The organism is Hymenobacter frigidus (genome assembly GCF_014640435.1).
GTDB classification, from domain to species: domain Bacteria; phylum Bacteroidota; class Bacteroidia; order Cytophagales; family Hymenobacteraceae; genus Hymenobacter; species Hymenobacter frigidus.
This window is the reverse complement of the sequence record NZ_BMGY01000025.1, coordinates 46,418-65,658: the sequence shown is the minus strand read 5'-3', so window position 1 is coordinate 65,658 and position 19,241 is coordinate 46,418. Positions and strand designations below refer to the sequence as shown.

Here is a 19,241-nt window from a genome sequence, read left to right as displayed (position 1 = left end):
GAAACGGCTGTGCCTTGTCCGATGAATACCGCGAAAAGTGCCTCGGCTTTTAATGCGTTTACCCTGGGCCGGAGGCCGGTGTTTGCGCGACCGGGGGATTACGGCGCGGCTTCCACCCAGCCTTTGTAGGCCGACCCGTGGCTCGGCTGCTGCAGCAAATAATAGTAGAGCCCCGGCGCGGCGGAGGCCCCCCACTCGTTTCGGTAGTTCTCGGCGTGGTACACCAACCGGCCCCAACGGTTATAGACGGTGAGGGCCCATGCCCCCGGGGGTAAGCCACGCACGGTAAACACGTCGTTCTGGCCGTCGCCGTTGGGCGTGATGATGTTGGGGATGAAAAAGCAGTTTTGATAGGTCACGCGCCGGCTCAGGGTGCGCGTCTCGCAGGCCGTGGCCACTTGCACCGTGTAGAGGCCGGCGGAGCTCACGCGCAGCCACGGGGCAGAAGACCCATCGGACCACCGGTAGGTAACCGGGCCCACGCCACTTCCCACGGCGGGGGGGCGGAGCACCAGCGAGTCGTCCTGGTCGCAAAGGATTGTGTCGGCGCCAAGGGTCAGCAGAGGCAGGGCCTGCGCCGCCCGGACGGCTTGTTGGGCGGTGGCGGTGCAGCCGCCTCCGTACGTGATGGCCACCTGGTACACGCCGGGTTGGCTGGTCGTAATGGCCGGGGTGGTGGCCCCCGTGCTCCACTGGTAGGCGGTCGCCCCCGGCAAAGCGGCCGTCAGCACGATGCTTCGGCCGGGACACAGCAGCGTATCACCGGTGATGCGGACCGCCGGCTCCGAAATAGTGACCGCCCCCATCAGCGTGCAGCCGTTGGCAAAGGTGGCCACCACGGTGTAGGTACCCGGCTGCCGGACCGTCAGGGTAGGGGAAGTGGCCCCGGTGCTCCACCGAAAACCCGTAGCACCGGGTGCGACCGCCGTTAGCCCGGCGCTTCCCTGGCACAGCACGGCGGGCCCGGTGACGCGCAGGCTGGGGGCGCGGAGCCGGTGGGTGGCCTGCACCGTGCAGCCCGTGCCGTAGCGGACCGTGAGCATGTAGGTGCCGGCCTGGGTAACCGAGAGGGTGGGGGTGATGGTGCCCGTATTCCAGCGGTAGGACGTGGCAGCGGGGGACGCGAGCCCCTGGAGCAGCACGGCCGCGCCGGCGCACAACAGGGTGTCGCCGGCAATGACCAGGGTGGGTGCGAGGGACCGTACCACGAACTGGGCGGTCTGGTAAATCCCCCGGGGAAGGTGGAGCGCACGGAGTAGGTGCCGGGCTGCGTGATGGTAATGCTGGGCGAGGTGGCACCGGTGTTCCACAAGTAGGCGATAGCGGCCGCGGTAGGGGCGGCGCTCAGCACGAGGCTGCCGCCGTTGCACAACAGCGAGTCGCCGCGTATCGTCACGCTGGGCGGCGCCCCCAGGCGGGCGACATACCCGGAATTGTTGGTGAAATCCCGCTCGCCCGGCAGGACCAAGGGGCCCAGCACCAACGACGAGCTGGAATAGCCCCCGCTTACGTACACGTTGCCCCGCCCATCGAGCGAGAGGCCGTCGCAGCCGTCGTATTCACTGCCCCCGCCGCTCACGGCCCACAGCCAGGTGCCGGCGGCCGTGAGCTTGCCGACGCAGAGGTCGGAAAAGCCACCGACGCCTATTGCGGGGCTGTTGTGGAGCGTGGTGCTGCCCAGCTGCGCGGTGGCTCCCTGGAAGGCCCCGGCGACATAAATACCCCCCTGGGGGTCCACCGCAACGGGACCGAATAACACGCTGCCGCTGCCGCTGCCGCGCACGGCCCACAGCCAGGTGCCCGCCGCACTCAGCTTGGCCACAAAGGCATCGATGTTGCCGGAGTTAGGCAACGCAGTCGCTCCGAACTGCGCCCCGTTGTTTTGGTAGGTCCCGGCCAGCACGATGTTGCCCGTGGCGTCGAACGCGACCCCGTACCCTCCGTCGTAGCGCGGGCCGCCACCGCCGCGGACGGCCCAGAGCCAGTTGCCAGCGGCATCGAGCTTGGCGACGTAAATGGCGCCTCCGCCCCCGGGATTGGTGAGCACGTACGGGCCGAAGGTGGCACTCGCGCTCATGAAGTACCCCGTCAGGCAGACGTTGCCGGCGAGGTCGACGGCGAGGCCAAATCCGGAATCCAGCCCGGTGCCGCCGCCACGCACCGCCCAGAGCCAGTTGCCAGCGGCATCGAGCTTGGCGGCAAACATGTCGGTGCGCTGGGGCGTGAAGGCGTTGGTGAGCGTGGTGGTGCCCAATACCAGCTGCGCCCCAACGAATTCGCCCGTGATGCAGGGGTTGCCGCTCGGGTCCAAGGCAATTTCATGGCCTTCGTTTCCGCCAGCGCCGCCGCCGGTCACTGCCCACAGCCACGCCCCGGACGGGCTCAACTTGGCCACCAGCAACTCCGATGCTGCGCCCGCGCCGGTGGCATTCTGCAAGACCGTGGTGCCCAACACACTGGTGGGACCCGTGAAATCGCCGGTAATGTACAGGTTGCCCGCGGCATCGCGGGCGATGCTAGCCCCGAACTCGTTGCCGTTGCTGCTGCCGCCCTGCACGACCCAGACGTAGTTGCCTGCCGCATCAATTTTGGCCACGAACAGGTCCGTATAGGCGCTGTTCGTGGCCAGCGGAAAAGGGCCAAAGTTGACCCGTTGCTCGAAATAACCGGTGACGTAGCTGTTGCCCACGCCATCGGTGACCACGTCGCTCACGTACGAATGACTGTTGAAGGTGGGCGCGCCCACGATGGGCGTACCCACGCGCACTGCCAAGTCGAAGGTCGGCACTTGTGCGAAGCCGAGGCGGCTCCCGCCCAGGTAGAGCAGCAGCGCCCAGATGACGCGCAAATGCCCTTGAAAAGTGGTAGAAAAGGGCATCGAAATAAGCATCAGGTACGCGTTGCCAGTGGGTTGTTTGTTTCCAGGGAAACGGGCCTGAAGATAGGTGTCGACGTCAGGAACAAAGCGAGCGGCCAGGCATTACCTCGTGCGGATGACTGCTTTTTTAGCAAACTAACTCGGGGAAACAATCCCAGTAACGGAAGGGGCCTAATTAGCGAAAGCAGCAAAATGCTGTACTGGGCCAGCTCTTGCCCTCTGTTACATAAATTGAATGTCCGCGCCGTTCACCCGGATGTAAACGGCCGCTTGGTTATTCTCAGCCGTCACCAGCACTTCTTTGTGCAAGGCCCGGGAAATGGTGACCAAATAGGCCATGAGCCGGTCGTGGTCCGCCATCGAACGAATTTGGGAAGGGTGAGGTGGTCCAGTTAATCTGGGCAGTTTAGGGTGGTATCTTTCCTTACGTCATGGAAGACACACCAAAACCCGACAAACGCCGCACGTACGATGCGGCCTTCCGAGCCGAAGCCTTGCGCTTGGCCGAGCAAAGCCGCTCGACCCAAGCCGCCGCTCGGGCACTCAACATCGACCCCAAACGCATCTGCCAGTGGCAAAAGGCCGCCCAAACGCCAGTTGCGGCCGCCTTGGGGGCGGCGCTGGACCCGGCCACGGCCGCCGAGCTGCGCCAGCTGCGGGCCCTGGCCAGGTGGCAGGCGCAGAAGCTGGACATTTTAGAAAAAGCCGTCGCCAGCAAACGCTTGAGGCGCGTTATCTCGCAGACGCCGGACCAATGAGCTGCTACCGCTTCATCGCCGCCGAGCGCGGCCACTACCCGGTGCGGCGACTCTGCCCCGTGCTCGGGGTGCCGGCCAGTGGGTATTATGCGTGGCAAACGGAGTAGCAGCGGATGGTGGACCAGCAAACACCGGTTTGGGAAACAGCCCTGGTCAAGACCTTTGGCGTCCACCAGCGCCGTTATGGCACCTGCCGGCTGCAAGTCGCCCTGCGTGAAAACGGGCACCGGGTGGGCCAGCAGCGCCTGCGCACGGCCATGCGCCGCCGGGGCCTGCGCGCCTTGCAACCCAAAGCCTGCACCCCGCGCACGACCGACTCCACGCACGGACTGCGCTGCGCCCCCAACCGCCTGCTGGACCAGCCCAAGCCCACCCGGGCCAACCAGGTGTGGGTGTCCGACATCACGTACCTGCCGCTGGCCAACGGCAACTGGGCCTATCTGTGCGCCTTTCAGGACATGGGCACCAAGCACGTGGTGGGTCGTACCCGGTAGGGCTGGCACGTGGCGGCCACGATGCCCGAGGAATTGGTCACTACGGCCTTGCAGCGGGCCTTTTTTGCCCAACCGCCCACCCCAAGCCTACTCGTTCACTCCGATTGGGGCGGCCAGTACTGCGGCAACGCCTACCGCGCGCTCTTGCACCGGCACGGGGCCGTACGTTCGCAGAGCCGTCGCGGCGAGTGCTACGACAATGCCCTACCGGGTACGACCCAGGCCGAAAGCCTCTGGTCCAGGCTCAAAACGGAGGTGCGCGAACTCCGCGAGTGGCCTGTGTTTGCCGACCTGGCCGACGCGCAAGCCAGCATCGCCGACTATTTTGACTACTACAATCACGACCGCCTGCACTCCAGTATTGGCTGCCAGACACCGCATCGCGCTCACCACCAATCAATTCAAACCACTGCCCTAAACTGTCCAGCCTAAATGGACCACCTCGCCTTCCGTCTTCACGATACTTTGCTCTAGGTGAGGAAACTTACTGCAAACGCGGCTCAAGTCCTGAAAACCGATGTCGCAAATGATAGTGTCTAAGTGGTCTTCGCCCCGAAAGAACGTACGTCCTTGAGCCGTGGTGAGGAACATGTGCACCACTTTATCGGGTAACTCGTACGCCTCCGCCACGGCCAAGAGCCTCCCGCGATTGGCGGCCGTGATGCGCACGTGCCACCAGTATGCGTCGTCGGGCTGGAGTAAGTCCGGCCCGAGCACGTGCGGCAATTCCTCCCACGAGTCTTTCGATAGGCGCCACACCGAGCCTTGGGGCGATTGGCGCAGGATGGCGACTAAAAAGGCGGTTTCGGGTTCCATTAAGCGAACGTACCAGTATTGACCTCGTTCAGCGAAAAGGGTGATTTTAGCAAACCACTGCCCACCGCCCGGCGACCTGCTGCCGCGAGAGGGGCCGTAGGTCACGGCCGGCCGGCCGCCGCGCTCGTGCCCGTGGGCAGCAGGTATTGCCGGTACCACGCCAGGTAGCGGGCGTAGCGGTCCTTCACGTAGCTGGGGGTGGTGAAGCCGTGGAACTGCCCGGGGTAAATGACCAGCTGGGTGGGCACGTTCAGGCTTTTGAGGGCCTGGTACATCTGCTCGGTGTTGAGCAGGGGCACGTTGAAGTCCTTTTCGCCGCACACGAACAGGGTGGGCGTCTTGATGCGGTCGGCGTGGAAGAAGGGGTACGACACGCGCAGGTACACGTCGGGGTTCTTCCAGGGCGTGCCCAGTTCGGTTTCGTAGTCGCGGATGTACTGGTCGGTGCCGTAGCCGGCCAGCACGTTGGCGATGCTGGCGCCGCTCACGGCGGCTTTGAAGCGCTGGTCGCGGGCAATGACCTGGTCGGTCAGGATGCCGCCGTAGCTCCAGCCGCCCACGCCCAGGCGCTCGGGGTCGGCCAGGCCCTGGGCCACGGCGTAGTCCACCACGGCCAGCACGTCGTCGGTGTCCTTGTTGCCCCAATCGGCATAAATGGCCTTGCTGTACTCCAGGCCCCGGCCCGAGCTGCCGCGCGGGTTGGCCGCCACCACGGCAAAGCCGTTGGCAGCAAAGTACTGCCACTCAAACGAAAAGCCGTAGTCAAACTGCGCCACCGGACCGCCGTGAATGCGCAGCAGCGCGGGGTACTTGCGGCCGGCCGCATAGCCCACGGGCTTCACCACGAAGCCGCTCACCGCCGTGCCGTCTTTGCTCTTCGCCTGAATGGCTTCCACGGCGCCGAGCGTGATGCCGCGCAGCCACCCATCGTTTTGCTTGGAGAGCGGCTTGGGAACCCCTTTTTTATCCAGCCCGAACACCTCGGCTGGCTGCTGAGGCTGGCTGCTGAGCACGGCCATCTGCCCGGTGCGGGCCAGGGCGTAGTCGTTTACCTCGCGGGCGCCGCCGAGCACCATCGCCACGGCGCCTCCCGCCGCCGGCACCCGGGCCAGCGACGTGGCGCGGTCGTCTTCGAGCAGGAAGTACAGGCTCTGGCCGTCGGGCGCCCACTGGGGCTTGGTCGTGTTGCGGTCGCGGCCGGCCGTGAGGGCCCGCACGGCGCCGCTGGCCACGTCCACCACCATCAGCTGGTGCAGGGTATACACGAGCTGCTCGCGCGGGCCGCCCTGCACGAAGGCGATGCGGCGCCCGTCGGGGCTCCACGCGGGCCGGCTGCCGTAGCCCGGCGCGCATTCGGGCACCTCGGTGGCGAGCAGCGGCCGGGCCGTGGCACCGGCCTTCGCATCGATGAGGTAGAGGTCAAAGTTGTCGTGGCGGTCGGGGTCGGGGCCGCGCTTGCTGGAAAACACCAGCTGCTGGCCATTGGGGCTCCAGGCGGGCAGGTACTCGTCGTACGCGCCGGGCGTCAGGTTGGTGAGCTGGCGCGTGGCCAGGTCGAAGACGTAGAGGTGCTGGCGCTGCTTGTTCAGGTAGCCGTCGATGTCCTGCTTGAACTGGAAGCGGTCGAGGACGATGGGCGGCGCGGTTTTCTTTTTGGCCTTTTGGGCGGCCGTGAGCGAGTCGGGGTCGGCGTCGCGGATGACGAGGGCCAGGCGCCGGCCGTCGGGCGACCATACGTAATCCGACACGCTGCCCTTGAGCTTGGTCACCTTCTCGGCTTCGCCGCCGGCCCGGTTCAGCAGCCAGAGCTGGGCGTCGTCGCCGTCTTCTTCGCCGCGGCTCGACACAAAGCTTAGGAACTTGCCGTCGGGGCTGAAGCGGGGCTTGGCCTCGCTGGCCGGGGCGGTGGTCACGCGCAGGTTTTGGCTGCCGTCGGTGCGGGCCATCCACACGTCGGCGTCGCGCTTGTCGGTGGCCGAGTCGGCGCGCGTCACGGTGTAGGCCACCCACGCGCCGTCGGGCGAGAGCTGGGGGTCGGCCACGTCGCGCAGCCGGGACAGGTCACTGAGCTGAAGGGGCCGCGGAGCGGGTTGCGCACGCAGGGCCGTGAGGGGCAGCGCCAGGGCGGCCAATAGTGTGAACGCTGTTTTCATAACACCAAGCCTGGAAAAATGCCCGCATCGAACGGGATTAGTCGTTGCGCGAAGCTACGGCCGGCGCGTGGTTTTCCCAGCATCCGCCGCAATGCCCCGTCGGCGCGGGGCCGGGCCGCGCACGTGGGCGGAAATGGGCGTAGCGGTTGGCACATCAGCGGGCGCTACCGCAGCACGCGCAGCACAGCCGCTCGCGGCTGGGCAAGTGCGGGGCATGGGCAGGGGCTGACCGGCCCGCGGGGTGGCCCGTGCGCCGGAGCACCCGCGGCCCGTCTTGGTTGCCCGCGGCCCGCCCGGGCGTTTTCCGAGCCACCGGCCTACCTTGCTCCAGCGGGCGCGTACCGGGCCACGGTGTCGGCGGCGCCCCCGTTTCTTGTCCCTGCACCCCTCCGCGCTACGCATGAAGTTATTTCGAACGAGCCGGTCCGCCGGCTGCCTGGCAGTCCGGCACCTACTGCTGTGGGCCTGGCCCGCACTTGCCACCGGGCAGGCCGTCCCGCATCGGACGGGCAAAATTCCCACGGAACAGGTGGCCCTGGCCTACGAGGTATTCGGTGCCCGCCGCGACGCACTGCCGCTGCTGGTGGTGAACGGCGGGCCCGGCCTGTCCCACGCCTACCTGCTGCCCACCGACGTCTGGCAGCAGTTGGCCCGGAAGCGCCAAGTGATTTTTTACGACCAGCGGGGCACGGGCGCTTCCAAGCCCGTGCAAGCGGGGGCGCCCCAGACCCTGGCGGCGCAGGTCGCCGACCTGGAGGCGGTGCGCAAAGGGTTGAATTTGCCGCAAATCATGCTGCTAGGCGATTCCTACGGGGGGCTGCTCAGCATTGCGTACGCCAGCGCTTACCCCGAGCACGTGGCCAAGCTCATCCTCTCGGACGCGGCGGGCAGCAACCTCAACACCCTCGTGCACCTGTTCGGGGAGGTGTTCCCGGAAACGATGGCCGCCGAGAAGCAGCAGAAACAACCGCCGGTCGGCGGGCAGGCCGCGGCCGAGGCTGGCTTGCGCACCCATTTTGGCTTGCTCTTTTACTCGGCGGCGCAGCGCGACGCGTACTTTAAAAAGCTCGGCCCCATCCACAACGTCGGCTTAGAGCCGGCGGTGGGGGCGGCCGTGGGAACGGATGCCAGCAAGGCGGACTTTACGCCGAAGCTGGCCGGCTTCACGTTTCCTACGCTGGTGCTGACGGGCCGCTACGACATGAACGTGGCGCCCCTCACCGCCTGGCGCCTGCAACAGGCGATTCCGGGGGCCAAGATTGTGTTTTTCGAGCAGAGCGGGCACTTCCCTTGGTTTGAGGAGCCGGTTAAGTACCGCACGGTGGTGGAGCAGTTTCTGAACGGCCCGCGCTAGCGCCGTTTCAGCCCCGGCGTACTTGGACCGGCCCCGTGAGCAGTTGTGGTCCCGGCGCACTGGACCGACGGGAGACGCACGTTTTTTCTGCTGTCCGTCGTTCCTAAACCGTTCGGCTTCGGCAACTGAAGCCGAACGATTTGGCTTTCTCATAGCAGCCGGGGGATAACCTTACGCTAAGCACTTTGCGATGGAGTCCAGAAAGCCGTAACTTATTCGCCAGGGCCTGCCAATCTAATAACTCAAGAAAACGAGGTTCAGAAAAGCAGGCCATAAGTAAGCAGCCATTTGGTTTATTGGACCTAATTTTTTGACCCGAACTAAAACAGCAATTTTCTCAAAGTGAGCCACATACAATGCAGATTTTATCCTTAGAGCAAGTTTATCTGCCCGCAGCTATAAGAAGGCTCAATAGATGACTTAATGAGATAAAAATGACTTCTAAACGCTGACCTCTGACACCCTAAAAGACCTGCCGGGAATTTCTGTTCTTACGCTTGCGCCAGCCCATACACTCGCCATAAAGTGAGTGGCGACGCGCACAACTAAGGAAGGGACCACAGCGCACCCCCGCATCCCGAGCCGGTCGCGGGCGCTACCGGCCGGCCGGCGGAGCAGGTGTCGGGGGCCGCGGCTGGCCGATGGCGGCCTCGTCGGGCGCCTCCAGCGCCGCTTCGGCCCGCAGGTTGTCTTGGTCGCGCTGCACGCTGGCCACCGCCCGGGTCTGGCCCTGCCGAACGAAGGCCACGTTCCCCGCCCGCTGCGCCAGCGGGCCGTCCACTGCCAGCGTATCCCACTGTTCGGCGTGGCCGGAGTAGCGAATCGAGAGGTCGTAGTGCTTGCTCCAGAAGAAGGGCACCGCGTCGAACCGCTGCCGTTGGCCCAGCAGGTTGCGGGCGGCCGTCTGGCCTTGGCGCTGCGCCACCACCCAGTGCTCCACCCGAATGCGCTCGCCGGTGTGCGGGTCGGGCCAGCGGGCAATATCGCCGGCGGCGTAGATGCCGGGCACGCTGGTTTGCAGGTACTCGTCCACCACCACGCCTCGGTCTAGGGCCAAGCCGGCGGCCTCGGCCAGCGCCAGGCGGGGGCGCACCCCGATGCCCACCACCACCAGGTCGGCGAGCAGCCGTTCGCCGTTTTTGAGCACCACCGCGTCGGCTTCGATGGCGGTGGCGGTCTGCTGCAAATGAAACACGACGCCCTTTTCCTGGTGCAACGCCTGCACCATCGCGCCCAGCTCCGGGCCCAGCACCTTGGCCAGCGGCACTTCGTCGGGGGCCACCACGTGCACTTCCAGCCCCAAGCCCCGCAGCGCGGCCGCCACTTCCAGCCCGATAAAGCTGGCCCCCAGCACCACGGCCCGCCGGGCGTGGGCGGCCCCGGCCATAATCGCGCGGTGGTCGGCCAGGGAGCGCAGTACGTGCACGTGGGGCCGGTCGTGGCCGGGAATGTCCAGCCGCACCGGCTCGGCCCCGGTGGCCAGCAGCAGCGCTTCGTACGGATGGGCGGAGCCGTCGGCCAGCAGCACGCGGCGGCCGCGGACATCCAGGGAGAGTACTTCGCCCTGCACTAAATCGATGCCATGGTCGGCGTAAAAGCCCGCCGGACGCAAAGGAATGTGTTGTTCGTCGTCGGGGGAAAAGCTCTTGGAGAGGTTCGTGCGGTCGTAAGGCACCTCCGCTTCCCCGTCGAGGAGCGTCAGGCGGCCCCGGTAGCCTTCGCGGCGCAGCATCTCGGCGGCGGCGCTGCCGGCCCCACCGGCTCCGACAATCACGATGGTTTTGGGGTGGCCGTTGGGCGCAGCCGTGGCAGGCGACAACGGAGCCAACGGGTCGCGCTCCTGCTTGCCGGTGACGTAGGCCCGCCCGTCGCGGCGCGCCACCGTCCAGCAGGCCAGCGAGTCGAGGGCCGGGGCCCGCAGGGCCTCGCCGGTGCGCAAATTGAAACAGGCGTGGTGCCAGGGGCAGCGCACCGTGTCGCCCACGAGCAGGCCCGTTTCCAGCGGCGCGCCGAAGTGGGTGCAAAGTGCCCCAACGGCCAGCAGCTCGTCGCCGCGCCGCACCAGCAGCACCGGCTCGCCGTGGGCGTGGCCGCGGATTAGGGCCCCTTCGGCCAGGTCGGTGAGGGCGATGCCGGCTGTCCCGAAATCGGGGCCGGGGAGCGGGGGAGTTGCATCCATAAAAAGGGAGGTTGGGAGACGGAGCGGGGGAAATCCGCCGGGAAGAACTGCTGGCTGCTTGCCACGCAGCTAAGCATTTGGGAAGGCGCTCAGATGTGTCAGTGGACCCGGGCCACTATCCCGTCGCGGTAAATGAGATTAAATTCGTGCACGCTGGCACGGTGGCAGCAGCTTTTCAGCTGCCGATGCAGTAGGCCTACGGGCAGTGCACCGGAATGAGGCGGGGCAGGTGGTGGTTCTGCTTCGTGCCCGGCGGGCTTAGCCGAACACGTACACCAGCAGCGTCACGAGGCCGCTCACGGCCAGCAGCGCGTGCAGCCCGGCAATGGGAATCGGCTTGGCTTTGTCGGGCCCGCTGGTGAGAAACATGTAGATGCCGCCCAGGGCCGCGGCGATGAACAGGCCGATGGCCAGCTTGGGGTAGGCCGCGGGATGGGTAAAGGCATAGTACAGCAGCACGAGCAGCCCCGATACGGCCAGCAGCCCGTGGCTGTACACCACCGCTTTCGGCGCGTTTTTCTTCCGGAGCCAGGTGATGAGAATTGTCGCGCCGAGTGTGGCGGCGAGGACGAACAGGGCAATGCTTGCGTACAACATGAGCATGAGGGTTGGTGAAGGGTTGAGTTACTCCTCGGAGTATACCCGGGTTACCACCCTTGTACGGCCGCCGTTACTAAACAGTAATTTTCGGTTCACGAAGCGACGTCCAGGCTGTTTTTCAGCTCTTCGGCAAGCTGGCAGACGAGGCACTAGTGCCCTGGTGGGCGGCAGCCTTGCGCCGGCTGCACGCCGCGCAGCTGGCTCCCGTAGGCCGGCTGCCGGTGGGCAACAGCAGCACCGGGATGCGCAGACGATACGCCCGGGGTTGGGGGTGGTGCGGGTGGAAGAAGCGGCGGGTCAAACAACTCCCGGTAGTGGCCCGCACCAGCAGTTGCGCGGCCTGCTGGTCACAAAACTCGCTGAGGCCTTTGAGGACATCGGCTTCGGGCAGCAATTGGGCCCGGGCGGCGGGAATCTGCGCGCAAGCCGCGCGCAGGTCTTCTTTCAACGGGGCCGGGCCCACGGGGGTGGGTTGGTAAAATTGGTCTTGGTTAAAAGTTTGGTGCCGAAGTTAAGCGAGTAGCTTCCAAACGTGGCATCCACACGCTGAAATCCTGCATTTATAGGTTGTAAGGGCTGTTTGGTCAGGGAAACCTCCCTATTTATGTACATTATGACTCGGCGTCCAGTACGGAGCAAAATGAGCAGAAAACGCGCTAGCTGGGGTTGCGTTAGTAACTGATGTTACGCACGGAGTTGACCGAGTTGGTGGTACATGCCTTTCAGGCCGACGGTATAGAGCTGGGCTTTGAGTCGGAAATGCCCGATGCCGCATTTGAGCTTGAGCACCTCCAGTTTGGTGTAGGCCAGCACGGCGGCAAAGAAATGGGTGGCCTGCGTGGCCAGCGTTTTGGTGGGCGCCTTGCTCATGGACGCATTCTGTTTGAGCGACTTGTGGTATTCTTCCACACAAAAAGCTTGATGCGCTTTTCCACCGTCTCTGGTAAATCGTGGTCAGTTGGGCCTGGTCCAGGTCGGTATCGCTGCTGACCAAATACAACATGCCCTGGCTACCGTCCTGGTTTGCAAAGACTTGCCTGGTGACGAGCACCGCCTGCTGGACGGCGCGCAAATAGACGCGCAGGGGTTGCGTAGCGGGAAACACCAGCGACTACACGGGCTGGAACCGGCTGGCTCCCGCCGAAATCAACCGCGTGGCCCGGCTCAACCATGCCGTGTGCGCGGCGGTGGTCGCCGGGGTTGTGGATTGGCTATGGTGGCAAAGTCGCCGCGCCCGACCGGAGCGGTAGGTCGGTAGCCGCCCGCAGCGGTAGGTTTTGGTCGGCGGTCACGGCGTTGGCGGCCCGCGCTCGTTCAGCTCAGTATGGCCCTCCGTCCGGACCGGTCCCTGCGGTGCTTCGGGAAGCAGTAGCAGCCCGGGACACCGCTGTTTCCAAAAGAAGTAGGGTCAGCATCTCAAAAAAGCCTGGGCCGCCGCTTACCTTTGGGGCGTTCATTGGTGTGCTTTTCTTCGGGAAAGCGCTTAAAAGGGAATCCGGTGCAAATCCGGAGCAGTTCCCGCTGCTGTAAGTTCATGTATTGCATTTGATACCCCAAGCCACTGCAGCCCACCGGCTGCGGGGAGGCCTCACTTGCCGAACGAGTCAGAAGACCTGCCTACGAACTGTACCTCCGCATTGCTTTCGGGAAGAAAGGCCGTGGGGTTACCAGCCCCCGCTCAGCGGGCGGTGCCGGTTGCCTATTGCCTTTTCCCGTGAGTGCGCCCGCTCGATTTTCGAGCCGGGTTAATCTGTACCTGCCATGGGAAAAGACCTCTCTATCGTCCAACGCATTGCCTTCGTCTGCAACGGCGATTCCTGCCTGAAAAAAGGCGCGGAAGACACCACGAAGCAGCTGCGGGCCGTCATTACGACTCATGGGGCGCAGGCGCGGCTGCACACCATCCGCACGCGCTGCACCGACCAGTGCACGCACGGCCCGGTGGTGTTCATTCATCCCGAAGGCACCTGGTACCAACACGTAACGCCCGAGTTGGCCACCCAGCTGGTGGCCCAGCATCTGCTGGCGGGTGAGCCCGTGGCCGAATCCGTTTTTCACCAGGACTAAGCGCGGGGCCTCTTGAACAACGTTTCTGAACATAGTGCCCACTGGCCTACTCAAGCCCCGCCGCCCGCCGACCTCGGGCGAATCAGCGTGCTCGGGGCCGGGTGGCTGGGGCTGCCCCTGGCCCAATACCTGCGTGCCCAGGGCTACTCGGTGCATGCGTCGCGAACTACCGAAGCTGGCGTGGCCGAGCTGGCGGGCCTGGGCCTGAACGCTTTTCAGCTGGTGCTCGACGCCGCCACGGCCCTGCCCGACGGCCCGTTTTGGCACTCGCCCACGCTGGTCGTGACCGTGCCGCCGCAACGGGGCCGGACGGCGGCGGAGCAGCTGGCGCAGTATGCGCCGCTCATTCCCCGGTTGCGCGACAGCGGCGTGCGGCACGTGCTCTACATCAGCTCCACCTCGGTGTATGGTGAGTACAACCAGGTGGCCACCGAGGCGGACCCGGTGGCTCCCGTGCGGGCCGGCGGCCACATCGTGTACCAGCTGGAGCAGCTGCTCCGGGGCGAGCCGGCTTTTCAAACTACGGTGCTGCGCTTTGGCGGGCTGATTGGCTACGACCGGTTGCCCTACAGCGGGACGGCCATCCTGGGCCGCAACCGGGCGCTCGACAGCCCAATGAACGTCATTCACCGGGACGACTGCGTGCGAATCTGCGGCGAGATTGTGCGCCAGCAGGCCTGGGGGCAGGTATTCAACGCCTGCACCGATGAGCACCCCATCCGGCGGGAATACTACGCGGCCGCCGCGCACGCCCAGGGCTTCGCCCTGCCCGACCTGGGGCCCGCGCAGCCGCTGCCGTACAAGGTAGTGAGCTCGGAAAAGCTGAAGGCCGCGCTGGGCTATGAGTTTTTATACCCCAATCCCCTAACCCTTTTTCAGGAGCTTGCCCGTGAGTCCAACTAACGACATCCTGCTGCCCCTGGTTAGCATTGTGGGGGCCGGGCCGGGCGCGGTCGACCTGCTCACGCTGCGGGCGCTGCGCCGGCTCGAGCAGGCCGACGTGGTGCTCTACGACAACCTGGTGTCGGCCGAAATCATGGCTTTGTGCGCGCCCGGGGCCGTGCTCGTCTACGCCGGCAAAAAATACGGCGACCAGCTCGACCCCGAGCAGCGGCAACAGGCCATCAACGAGACCATGGTGGCGCACGCCCGCCAGGGCAAGCGGGTGGTGCGGCTGAAATCCGGCGAGCCGTTCATCTTTGGCCGCGCAGCCGAGGAAATCCGCTACCTGCGTGAGCAGCAAGTGCCCTACGAGGTGGTGCCGGGCCTGACGGCCGGCATCGCGGCCGCCAGCCTCACGCACATTCCCCTCACCGAGCGCAACCACAGCAACGCGGTGCTGCTGTGCACGGCCCATACGGCCAACTACGATTTTGAGCAGCTCGACGCCCTGGCCAACATGCTGCACACGGGCACGACCCTGGTGATGTACATGGGCCTGAGCAACCTGGGCCGCGTGGTGGAAACGCTGCGGGCGGCGGCCGGCCCGGCCGCCATCTACGTGTCGGCCATCTCGGAGGTGTCGGGGCCGGGGCAGCGCCTGGTTACGGCCCTGCTCCCGGACATTGAGGCGGCCCTAGCCGAGGCCAAGCTCCCCATGCCGGTGGTTTTCATCATCGGAAAATACGCCTGCTCGCTCGACGAGGCCGCCGCTTACCTTATTCCTTAACCCTAGTTCCACTACCCCATGTCAAGCAAACAAGGTATTTTGATTTGTGGCCACGGCAGCCGCGACAAGGAAGGCACGACCGGCTTCCAGGAGCTGGTGGCGGGCCTGATTCCGCGCTACCCCGACCGGGTCATCGACTACGGCTTTCTGGAGTTTGCCCACCCGGTGTACGCGGCGGCCGTAGAGCGCATGTACCAGCAGGGCGTGCGCCAAATTACGGCCATCCCGGCCATCCTATTTGCCGGCGGGCACGCCAAGAACGATATCCCGTTCGAGATGAACTCGCTCCAGCAGCAGTACCCGGACCTGAAAATCACCCTGGGCCGGCACCTGGGCATCACGGCCCCGCTGTTGCAGCTTGCCCGGCAGATGGTGGCGCAGGCCGAAGCCGCCCACGCCCCGGTGCCCCGCGAGGAGTGCTGCCTGCTGGTGGTGGGGCGCGGCACCAACGACCCCGACGCTAATTCGGAAGTGGCCAAGCTCACCCGTCTGCTCTGGGAAGGCCTGGGCTTCGGCTTTGCTACCACGGCCTTCATCGGCGTCGCCAAGCCGCTGTTGCAGGACACGCTGCCGCTGCTCGAAAACCTGCCCTACCGGCGAGTGGTGGTGCTGCCCGTGTTTCTCTTTACCGGCGTGCTGCTCAAGCGCATCTACAGCCAGGTGGAAGCCCACGGCGCCACTTCGGCGAAAGAATATCTGTACACCAGCTCCTTCGGCAGCGATGAGCTGCTGCTGCGGGCCGTGGACGAGCGCATCGCCGAAGTCGAGTTCGGCAGCCCCAACATGAACTGCCAGCTCTGCAAGTACCGCACGCAAATGATTGGCTTCGAAGACGAAGTGGGCAAAGAACAGATGGGCCACCACCTCAACGTGAAGGGTATTCTGTTCGAAGAAGAACAGAAGATAGGTGCCAAAAAAGGGCTGCTCCCGAAGCTCAAAAACCTGCTCGGCATCTAGTTCATGGTCCCTATTTCTATTCATCCAGGCAAAATCTACGGCGTCTCGCTCGGTCCCGGCGACCCGGAACTCATCACGGTGAAGGGCTTGCGCGCCTTGCAGCGGGCCGACCTCATTTACTACCCTGGTTCCCAACTGGCCGACGGGCAGCAGAGCAGCTATTCGCTGGCGATACTCCGTCAGCTGGACCTGGACGAAACCCGATTCCGGGGTCTGTTCCTGCCCATGTCTACCGACCGGGCGGCTGCGCTGCAAGGCTACGAGCAGACGTTTCGGCTGGTGCAGGCCGATTACGAGGCGGGCCGCACGGTGGCGTTCGTCAGCGAGGGCGACATTACCTTTTTCAGCACCTTCGCCTACCTGCTCAAGCACCTGCACGCCCACCGGCTGCCGGTGGAAATCATCGCCGGCGTGCCGTCGTTTCTGTTGGCCACGGCCGCGCACCAGGTACCCCTAGCGGTGCTGCGCGAGAAGGTGGCCATCATCCCGCTGCTGGCCAGCGCCGCGGCGCTGGACCAGTACCTGCGCACCTTCGAAACGGTGGTGCTGATAAAGGTGCGCGGTGCCCTGGCCCACGTGCGCCCGGCGGTGGCGGCGGGCCACGCCACGCTGCTCTACGCCGAGAAGCTCGGCACCCCCGACCAGTACCTCAGCACCGACCTCGCGGAGGTGGCGGCGCGGGAGCTTCCCTATTTTTCCCTGCTCATCCTCAAGAGTCTGCTATGCAATTAAGTGTCGTTGGAATTGGCCCCGGCTCAGACGCGTACCTGGTGCCGGCGGCCCTGCACGTGCTGGCTGATGCCGATATCGTGATTGGCTACCACTATTATTTTCAGTTCGTTAGCCACCTGCTCAAGCCGGGCTGCGAATGCATCGGGCGGGAGCTTTCGGAGGAAGAAGCCCGGGCCGAACTGGCCGTGAACAGCTGCCGGCCGAATACCCACGTGGTGGTCATCAGCTCCGGCGATGCCGGCATTTACGCCATGGCTTCGCTGGTGTACGAGTACGCCGCCCGGCAGCAGCGCACCGATATTCAGCTGCAAACCGTGCCCGGCATCAGCGCCTTTCAGGCGGCGGCGGCCCGGCTGGGCGCGCCCATCGGCCACGACTTCTGCTGCCTCTCGCTCTCGGATTTGATGACGCCCTGGGCCACCATCGAAAAGCGCGTGACGGCCGCCGCCACCGGCGATTTTGTGACCTCGCTCTACAACCCGCGCAGCCAGAAGCGCAACTGGCAGCTGGCCCGCCTGCGGGAAATATTCCTGCTGCACCGCGCGCCCGAAACGCCCGTGGCCATCGTGCGGCAGGTCACGCGCCCCGAGGAAACCGTCACCCTCACCACCCTGACCGACCTGACCGTGGAAACTGTGGACATGTTCTGCCTGGTGCTGATTGGTAACTCCCAAACCTACCGCTTCGGCGAGTTTCTGGTGACGCCCCGCGGCTACCTGGCCCGCAAGCCCGTGAGCGGCGAGGAGATTCAGGAGGAGAGCTTTCGGCAAATCCGGGCCCAGCTCCAGCGCGCTGATTTGTCGGCCGCCGACCAGTGGGCGGTGCTGCGCTGCATCCACAGCACCGCCGATTTTGAGTACGAGCAGCTGTATTTCGCGCAGGGCCAGCCCCTCGAACACTGGCAGGCCTACCTGGCCGGGGGCGGCACCGTGGTGACGGACGTGACCATGGTGCAGGCCGGCATCACCCGAGCTTTTCGCGAAAAGTTTGGCGTGTCGGTGCTGTGCTACCTCAACGATGAGCGCGTGGCCGGGCTGGCGGAGCGCGAAGGGCTCACCCGCAGCCAGGCCGGCATGCGTTTGGCCATCGCGGAGCACCCCACCGCGCTGTTCGTGGTCGGCAACGCGCCCACGGCCCTGTTCGAGTTGGTCGACCAGTACCAGGCGGGCCGCTGCCAGCCGGCGGGCATCATCGCCGCGCCAGTCGGCTTCGTGAATGTGGTGGAAGCCAAGCTTCGGCTCAAGAGCATTAAAACCCTGCCGACCGTCATCATCGAAGGGCGCAAGGGCGGCAGCAACGTGGCCGCCAGCATTGTGAACGCAGCCTTTACCCTGCCGCAGGGCGTGGAGCAGGCAGCAACTGCTTTGTTAAACGGATGAGGCATTACACCGTGGTCGGGCTGCCGAATCGGGCGGACGTGGATTTGTCGCTGGAGCTACGCCAGCGGCTGACCGAGCACGCCGTGTTTTCGGGCGGGCGGCGGCATTATGCGCTGGTGCGGCACCTGCTGCCCGCCGGTCACACCTGGATTACCATCGGTGGCGACATGCCGGCGCTGTTTGCGCAGTACCGGGCGGCCCCTGGCCCGATTCTGGTGTTCGCCAGTGGCGACCCGCTTTTTTATGGCATCGTGCGCACCATTCAGGCCCACGACCCGGGGGCTCACCTCGCGATATATCCGTCGTTCAGCAGCGTGCAACGGTTGTGCGCCCACATCTGCCAGCCCTACGAGCAGGTAAAAAATACCTCGGTGCACGGCCGCGACTGGCAGGAGCTGGACCAAGCCCTGCTGCACCAGGAGCCACTTATTGCCGTGCTCACCGATGCCGTGCGCGGCCCGGCGGCCATTGCCGAACGGCTGCTCACTTATCAGTTCGACCATTATGAAATGGTGGTGGGCGAAGACCTCGACGGCCCGCAGCAGCGGGTGGGGTGCTACGCGCTGCCGCAGGTGGCAGCGCGGGATTTTCACGCCCTGAACTGCGTGTTGCTGCGCCAAACCACCGCCCGGCCCCGCCACTGGGGCCTCGACGACTCGCTGTTTGCCGGCCTCCCCGGCCGGCCGGGCATGATGACCAAAAAGGCCATCCGCCTGCTGAGTCTGGCGCAGCTGCAGCTCGCCGGCAAGCGCGTTTTCTGGGACATCGGCTTTTGCACCGGCTCGGTCGCCATCGAGGCCCGGTGCCTGTTTCCGCACCTGCACGTGGTGGCGTTTGAGAAGCGGCCCGAATGCGAGGCCCTCATTGAAACCAATGCGCGCCGCTTGTCGGCCCCCGGCCTGGAGGTGGTGATGGGCGATTTCTTCGCCCTGGACCTGGCCGCTCGCCCCGCCCCCGACGCCGTATTTATCGGCGGGCACGGCAACCGGCTCCCCGAGCTGCTGACCCTGCTCGACGCGCACCTGCCGGCCGGCGCCGCCATCGTCCTCAACGCCGTGCTGGAGCGCAGCCACGCGCAATTTGTGGCGCAGGTGCCCGCGCTGGGCTGGCAGCTACTGCCCCCCGAGCGCATTCAACTCGACCAGCACAACCCAATTTGGGTGTTAACGGCTATTAAACAATAAATAAAAAGAGAAAAGAACGTC

Annotated in this window: 19 protein-coding genes, 1 pseudogene and 1 riboswitch; of the genes and pseudogenes, 11 read left to right on the top strand and 9 right to left on the bottom strand. The window is 65.3% G+C overall.

Going from position 1 to position 19,241, the window contains the following annotated elements; genetic code table 11:
* Positions 1-98: 98 nt before the first annotated feature.
* The 3 genes from IEW17_RS13565 to IEW17_RS13555 all read right to left on the bottom strand — a co-directional run bounded on the left by IEW17_RS13565 (position 99) and on the right by IEW17_RS13555 (position 3,238).
* Positions 99-1,043 (bottom strand): T9SS type B sorting domain-containing protein, encoded by a 945-nt coding sequence (locus IEW17_RS13565; protein WP_188562591.1) that lies wholly within the window; start codon positions 1,041-1,043, stop codon positions 99-101.
* Positions 929-2,878 carry an NHL repeat-containing protein gene (locus IEW17_RS13560; RefSeq protein WP_188562590.1) on the bottom strand — a complete coding sequence of 650 codons (1,950 nt, stop codon included), beginning with the start codon at positions 2,876-2,878 and terminating at the stop codon, positions 929-931. The genes IEW17_RS13565 and IEW17_RS13560 overlap by 115 nt, the downstream gene beginning before the upstream one ends.
* A 222-nt stretch (positions 2,879-3,100) precedes the next feature.
* Positions 3,101-3,238 carry a hypothetical protein gene (locus IEW17_RS13555; RefSeq protein ID WP_188562589.1) on the bottom strand — a complete coding sequence of 46 codons (138 nt, stop codon included), beginning with the start codon at positions 3,236-3,238 and terminating at the stop codon, positions 3,101-3,103.
* A gap of 71 nt (positions 3,239-3,309) precedes the next feature.
* Between IEW17_RS13555 and IEW17_RS13550 the strand changes: the two genes are divergently transcribed.
* The 3 genes from IEW17_RS13550 to IEW17_RS13540 all read left to right on the top strand — a co-directional run bounded on the left by IEW17_RS13550 (position 3,310) and on the right by IEW17_RS13540 (position 4,562).
* Positions 3,310-3,636: a transposase gene (locus tag IEW17_RS13550; RefSeq protein ID WP_188562588.1), complete on the top strand. Its 327-nt coding sequence runs from the start codon at positions 3,310-3,312 to the stop codon at positions 3,634-3,636.
* A gap of 113 nt (positions 3,637-3,749) precedes the next feature.
* A complete protein-coding gene (locus IEW17_RS13545) occupies positions 3,750-4,130 on the top strand; it encodes a hypothetical protein (protein ID WP_188562587.1) in 381 nt (126 codons plus the stop codon).
* Between the two features lie 21 nt (positions 4,131-4,151).
* Entirely contained in the window at positions 4,152-4,562 is a 411-nt protein-coding gene (locus tag IEW17_RS13540; protein WP_188562586.1) for an integrase core domain-containing protein, read from the top strand.
* On the opposite strand, the gene IEW17_RS13535 is transcribed toward IEW17_RS13540, so the two are convergent.
* Both IEW17_RS13535 and IEW17_RS13530 read right to left on the bottom strand, forming a co-directional pair.
* Positions 4,545-4,946, bottom strand: coding sequence for a hypothetical protein (locus IEW17_RS13535; protein ID WP_188562585.1), 402 nt, complete (start codon positions 4,944-4,946; stop codon positions 4,545-4,547). The two genes, IEW17_RS13540 and IEW17_RS13535, sit on opposite strands and share 18 nt — an antisense overlap.
* 101 nt (positions 4,947-5,047) lie before the next feature.
* Positions 5,048-7,099 (bottom strand): S9 family peptidase, encoded by a 2,052-nt coding sequence (locus IEW17_RS13530; RefSeq protein WP_188562584.1) that lies wholly within the window; start codon positions 7,097-7,099, stop codon positions 5,048-5,050.
* Positions 7,100-7,499: 400 nt separating this feature from the next.
* Between IEW17_RS13530 and IEW17_RS13525 the strand changes: the two genes are divergently transcribed.
* Entirely contained in the window at positions 7,500-8,453 is a 954-nt protein-coding gene (locus IEW17_RS13525) for an alpha/beta fold hydrolase (RefSeq protein ID WP_188562583.1), read from the top strand.
* Positions 8,454-9,048: 595 nt separating this feature from the next.
* Here IEW17_RS13525 and IEW17_RS13520 read toward each other — a convergent pair.
* From IEW17_RS13520 to IEW17_RS21595, 4 genes and pseudogenes are all read right to left on the bottom strand, one after another.
* Positions 9,049-10,632, bottom strand: coding sequence for an FAD-dependent oxidoreductase (locus IEW17_RS13520; RefSeq protein WP_188562582.1), 1,584 nt, complete (start codon positions 10,630-10,632; stop codon positions 9,049-9,051).
* Positions 10,633-10,890: 258 nt separating this feature from the next.
* A complete protein-coding gene (locus IEW17_RS13515) occupies positions 10,891-11,229 on the bottom strand; it encodes a hypothetical protein (protein ID WP_188562581.1) in 339 nt (112 codons plus the stop codon).
* Positions 11,230-11,350: 121 nt separating this feature from the next.
* Positions 11,351-11,695 carry a hypothetical protein gene (locus tag IEW17_RS13510; RefSeq protein ID WP_188562580.1) on the bottom strand — a complete coding sequence of 115 codons (345 nt, stop codon included), beginning with the start codon at positions 11,693-11,695 and terminating at the stop codon, positions 11,351-11,353.
* A gap of 221 nt (positions 11,696-11,916) precedes the next feature.
* Positions 11,917-12,409: pseudogene (locus tag IEW17_RS21595) on the bottom strand (IS701 family transposase); the annotation flags it as partial.
* Positions 12,410-12,672: 263 nt separating this feature from the next.
* Positions 12,673-12,867: riboswitch (cobalamin riboswitch) on the top strand.
* Positions 12,868-12,993: 126 nt separating this feature from the next.
* On the opposite strand from IEW17_RS21595, the gene IEW17_RS13500 reads away from it, so the two are divergent.
* Genes IEW17_RS13500 through cbiE form a run of 7 tightly spaced genes read left to right on the top strand, consistent with a single transcriptional unit; the run spans position 12,994 to position 19,220 of the window.
* Positions 12,994-13,299: a (2Fe-2S) ferredoxin domain-containing protein gene (locus IEW17_RS13500; RefSeq protein WP_188562578.1), complete on the top strand. Its 306-nt coding sequence runs from the start codon at positions 12,994-12,996 to the stop codon at positions 13,297-13,299.
* Positions 13,300-13,311: 12 nt separating this feature from the next.
* Entirely contained in the window at positions 13,312-14,202 is an 891-nt protein-coding gene (locus tag IEW17_RS13495; RefSeq protein WP_188562577.1) for an NAD-dependent epimerase/dehydratase family protein, read from the top strand.
* Complete coding sequence (gene cobA, locus IEW17_RS13490) at positions 14,189-14,968, top strand: uroporphyrinogen-III C-methyltransferase (RefSeq protein ID WP_188562576.1); 780 nt, start codon at positions 14,189-14,191, stop codon at positions 14,966-14,968. The genes IEW17_RS13495 and cobA overlap by 14 nt, the downstream gene beginning before the upstream one ends.
* 18 nt (positions 14,969-14,986) lie before the next feature.
* The gene (locus IEW17_RS13485) at positions 14,987-15,925 is read left to right on the top strand and encodes a sirohydrochlorin chelatase (RefSeq protein WP_188562575.1); all 939 of its coding nucleotides are present in this window, start codon (positions 14,987-14,989) and stop codon (positions 15,923-15,925) included.
* A 3-nt stretch (positions 15,926-15,928) separates the two neighbouring features.
* On the top strand, positions 15,929-16,657 hold the full coding sequence (gene cobI / locus IEW17_RS13480) for a precorrin-2 C(20)-methyltransferase (protein ID WP_188562574.1): 729 nt from the start codon (positions 15,929-15,931) through the stop codon (positions 16,655-16,657).
* A complete protein-coding gene (gene cobJ, locus IEW17_RS13475; protein ID WP_188562573.1) occupies positions 16,648-18,036 on the top strand; it encodes a precorrin-3B C(17)-methyltransferase in 1,389 nt (462 codons plus the stop codon). Before cobI ends, cobJ begins: the two co-directional genes overlap by 10 nt.
* Positions 18,033-19,220 carry a precorrin-6y C5,15-methyltransferase (decarboxylating) subunit CbiE gene (gene cbiE, locus IEW17_RS13470; RefSeq protein ID WP_188562572.1) on the top strand — a complete coding sequence of 396 codons (1,188 nt, stop codon included), beginning with the start codon at positions 18,033-18,035 and terminating at the stop codon, positions 19,218-19,220. The genes cobJ and cbiE overlap by 4 nt, the downstream gene beginning before the upstream one ends.
* The last annotated feature ends 21 nt before the right edge of the window (positions 19,221-19,241 follow it).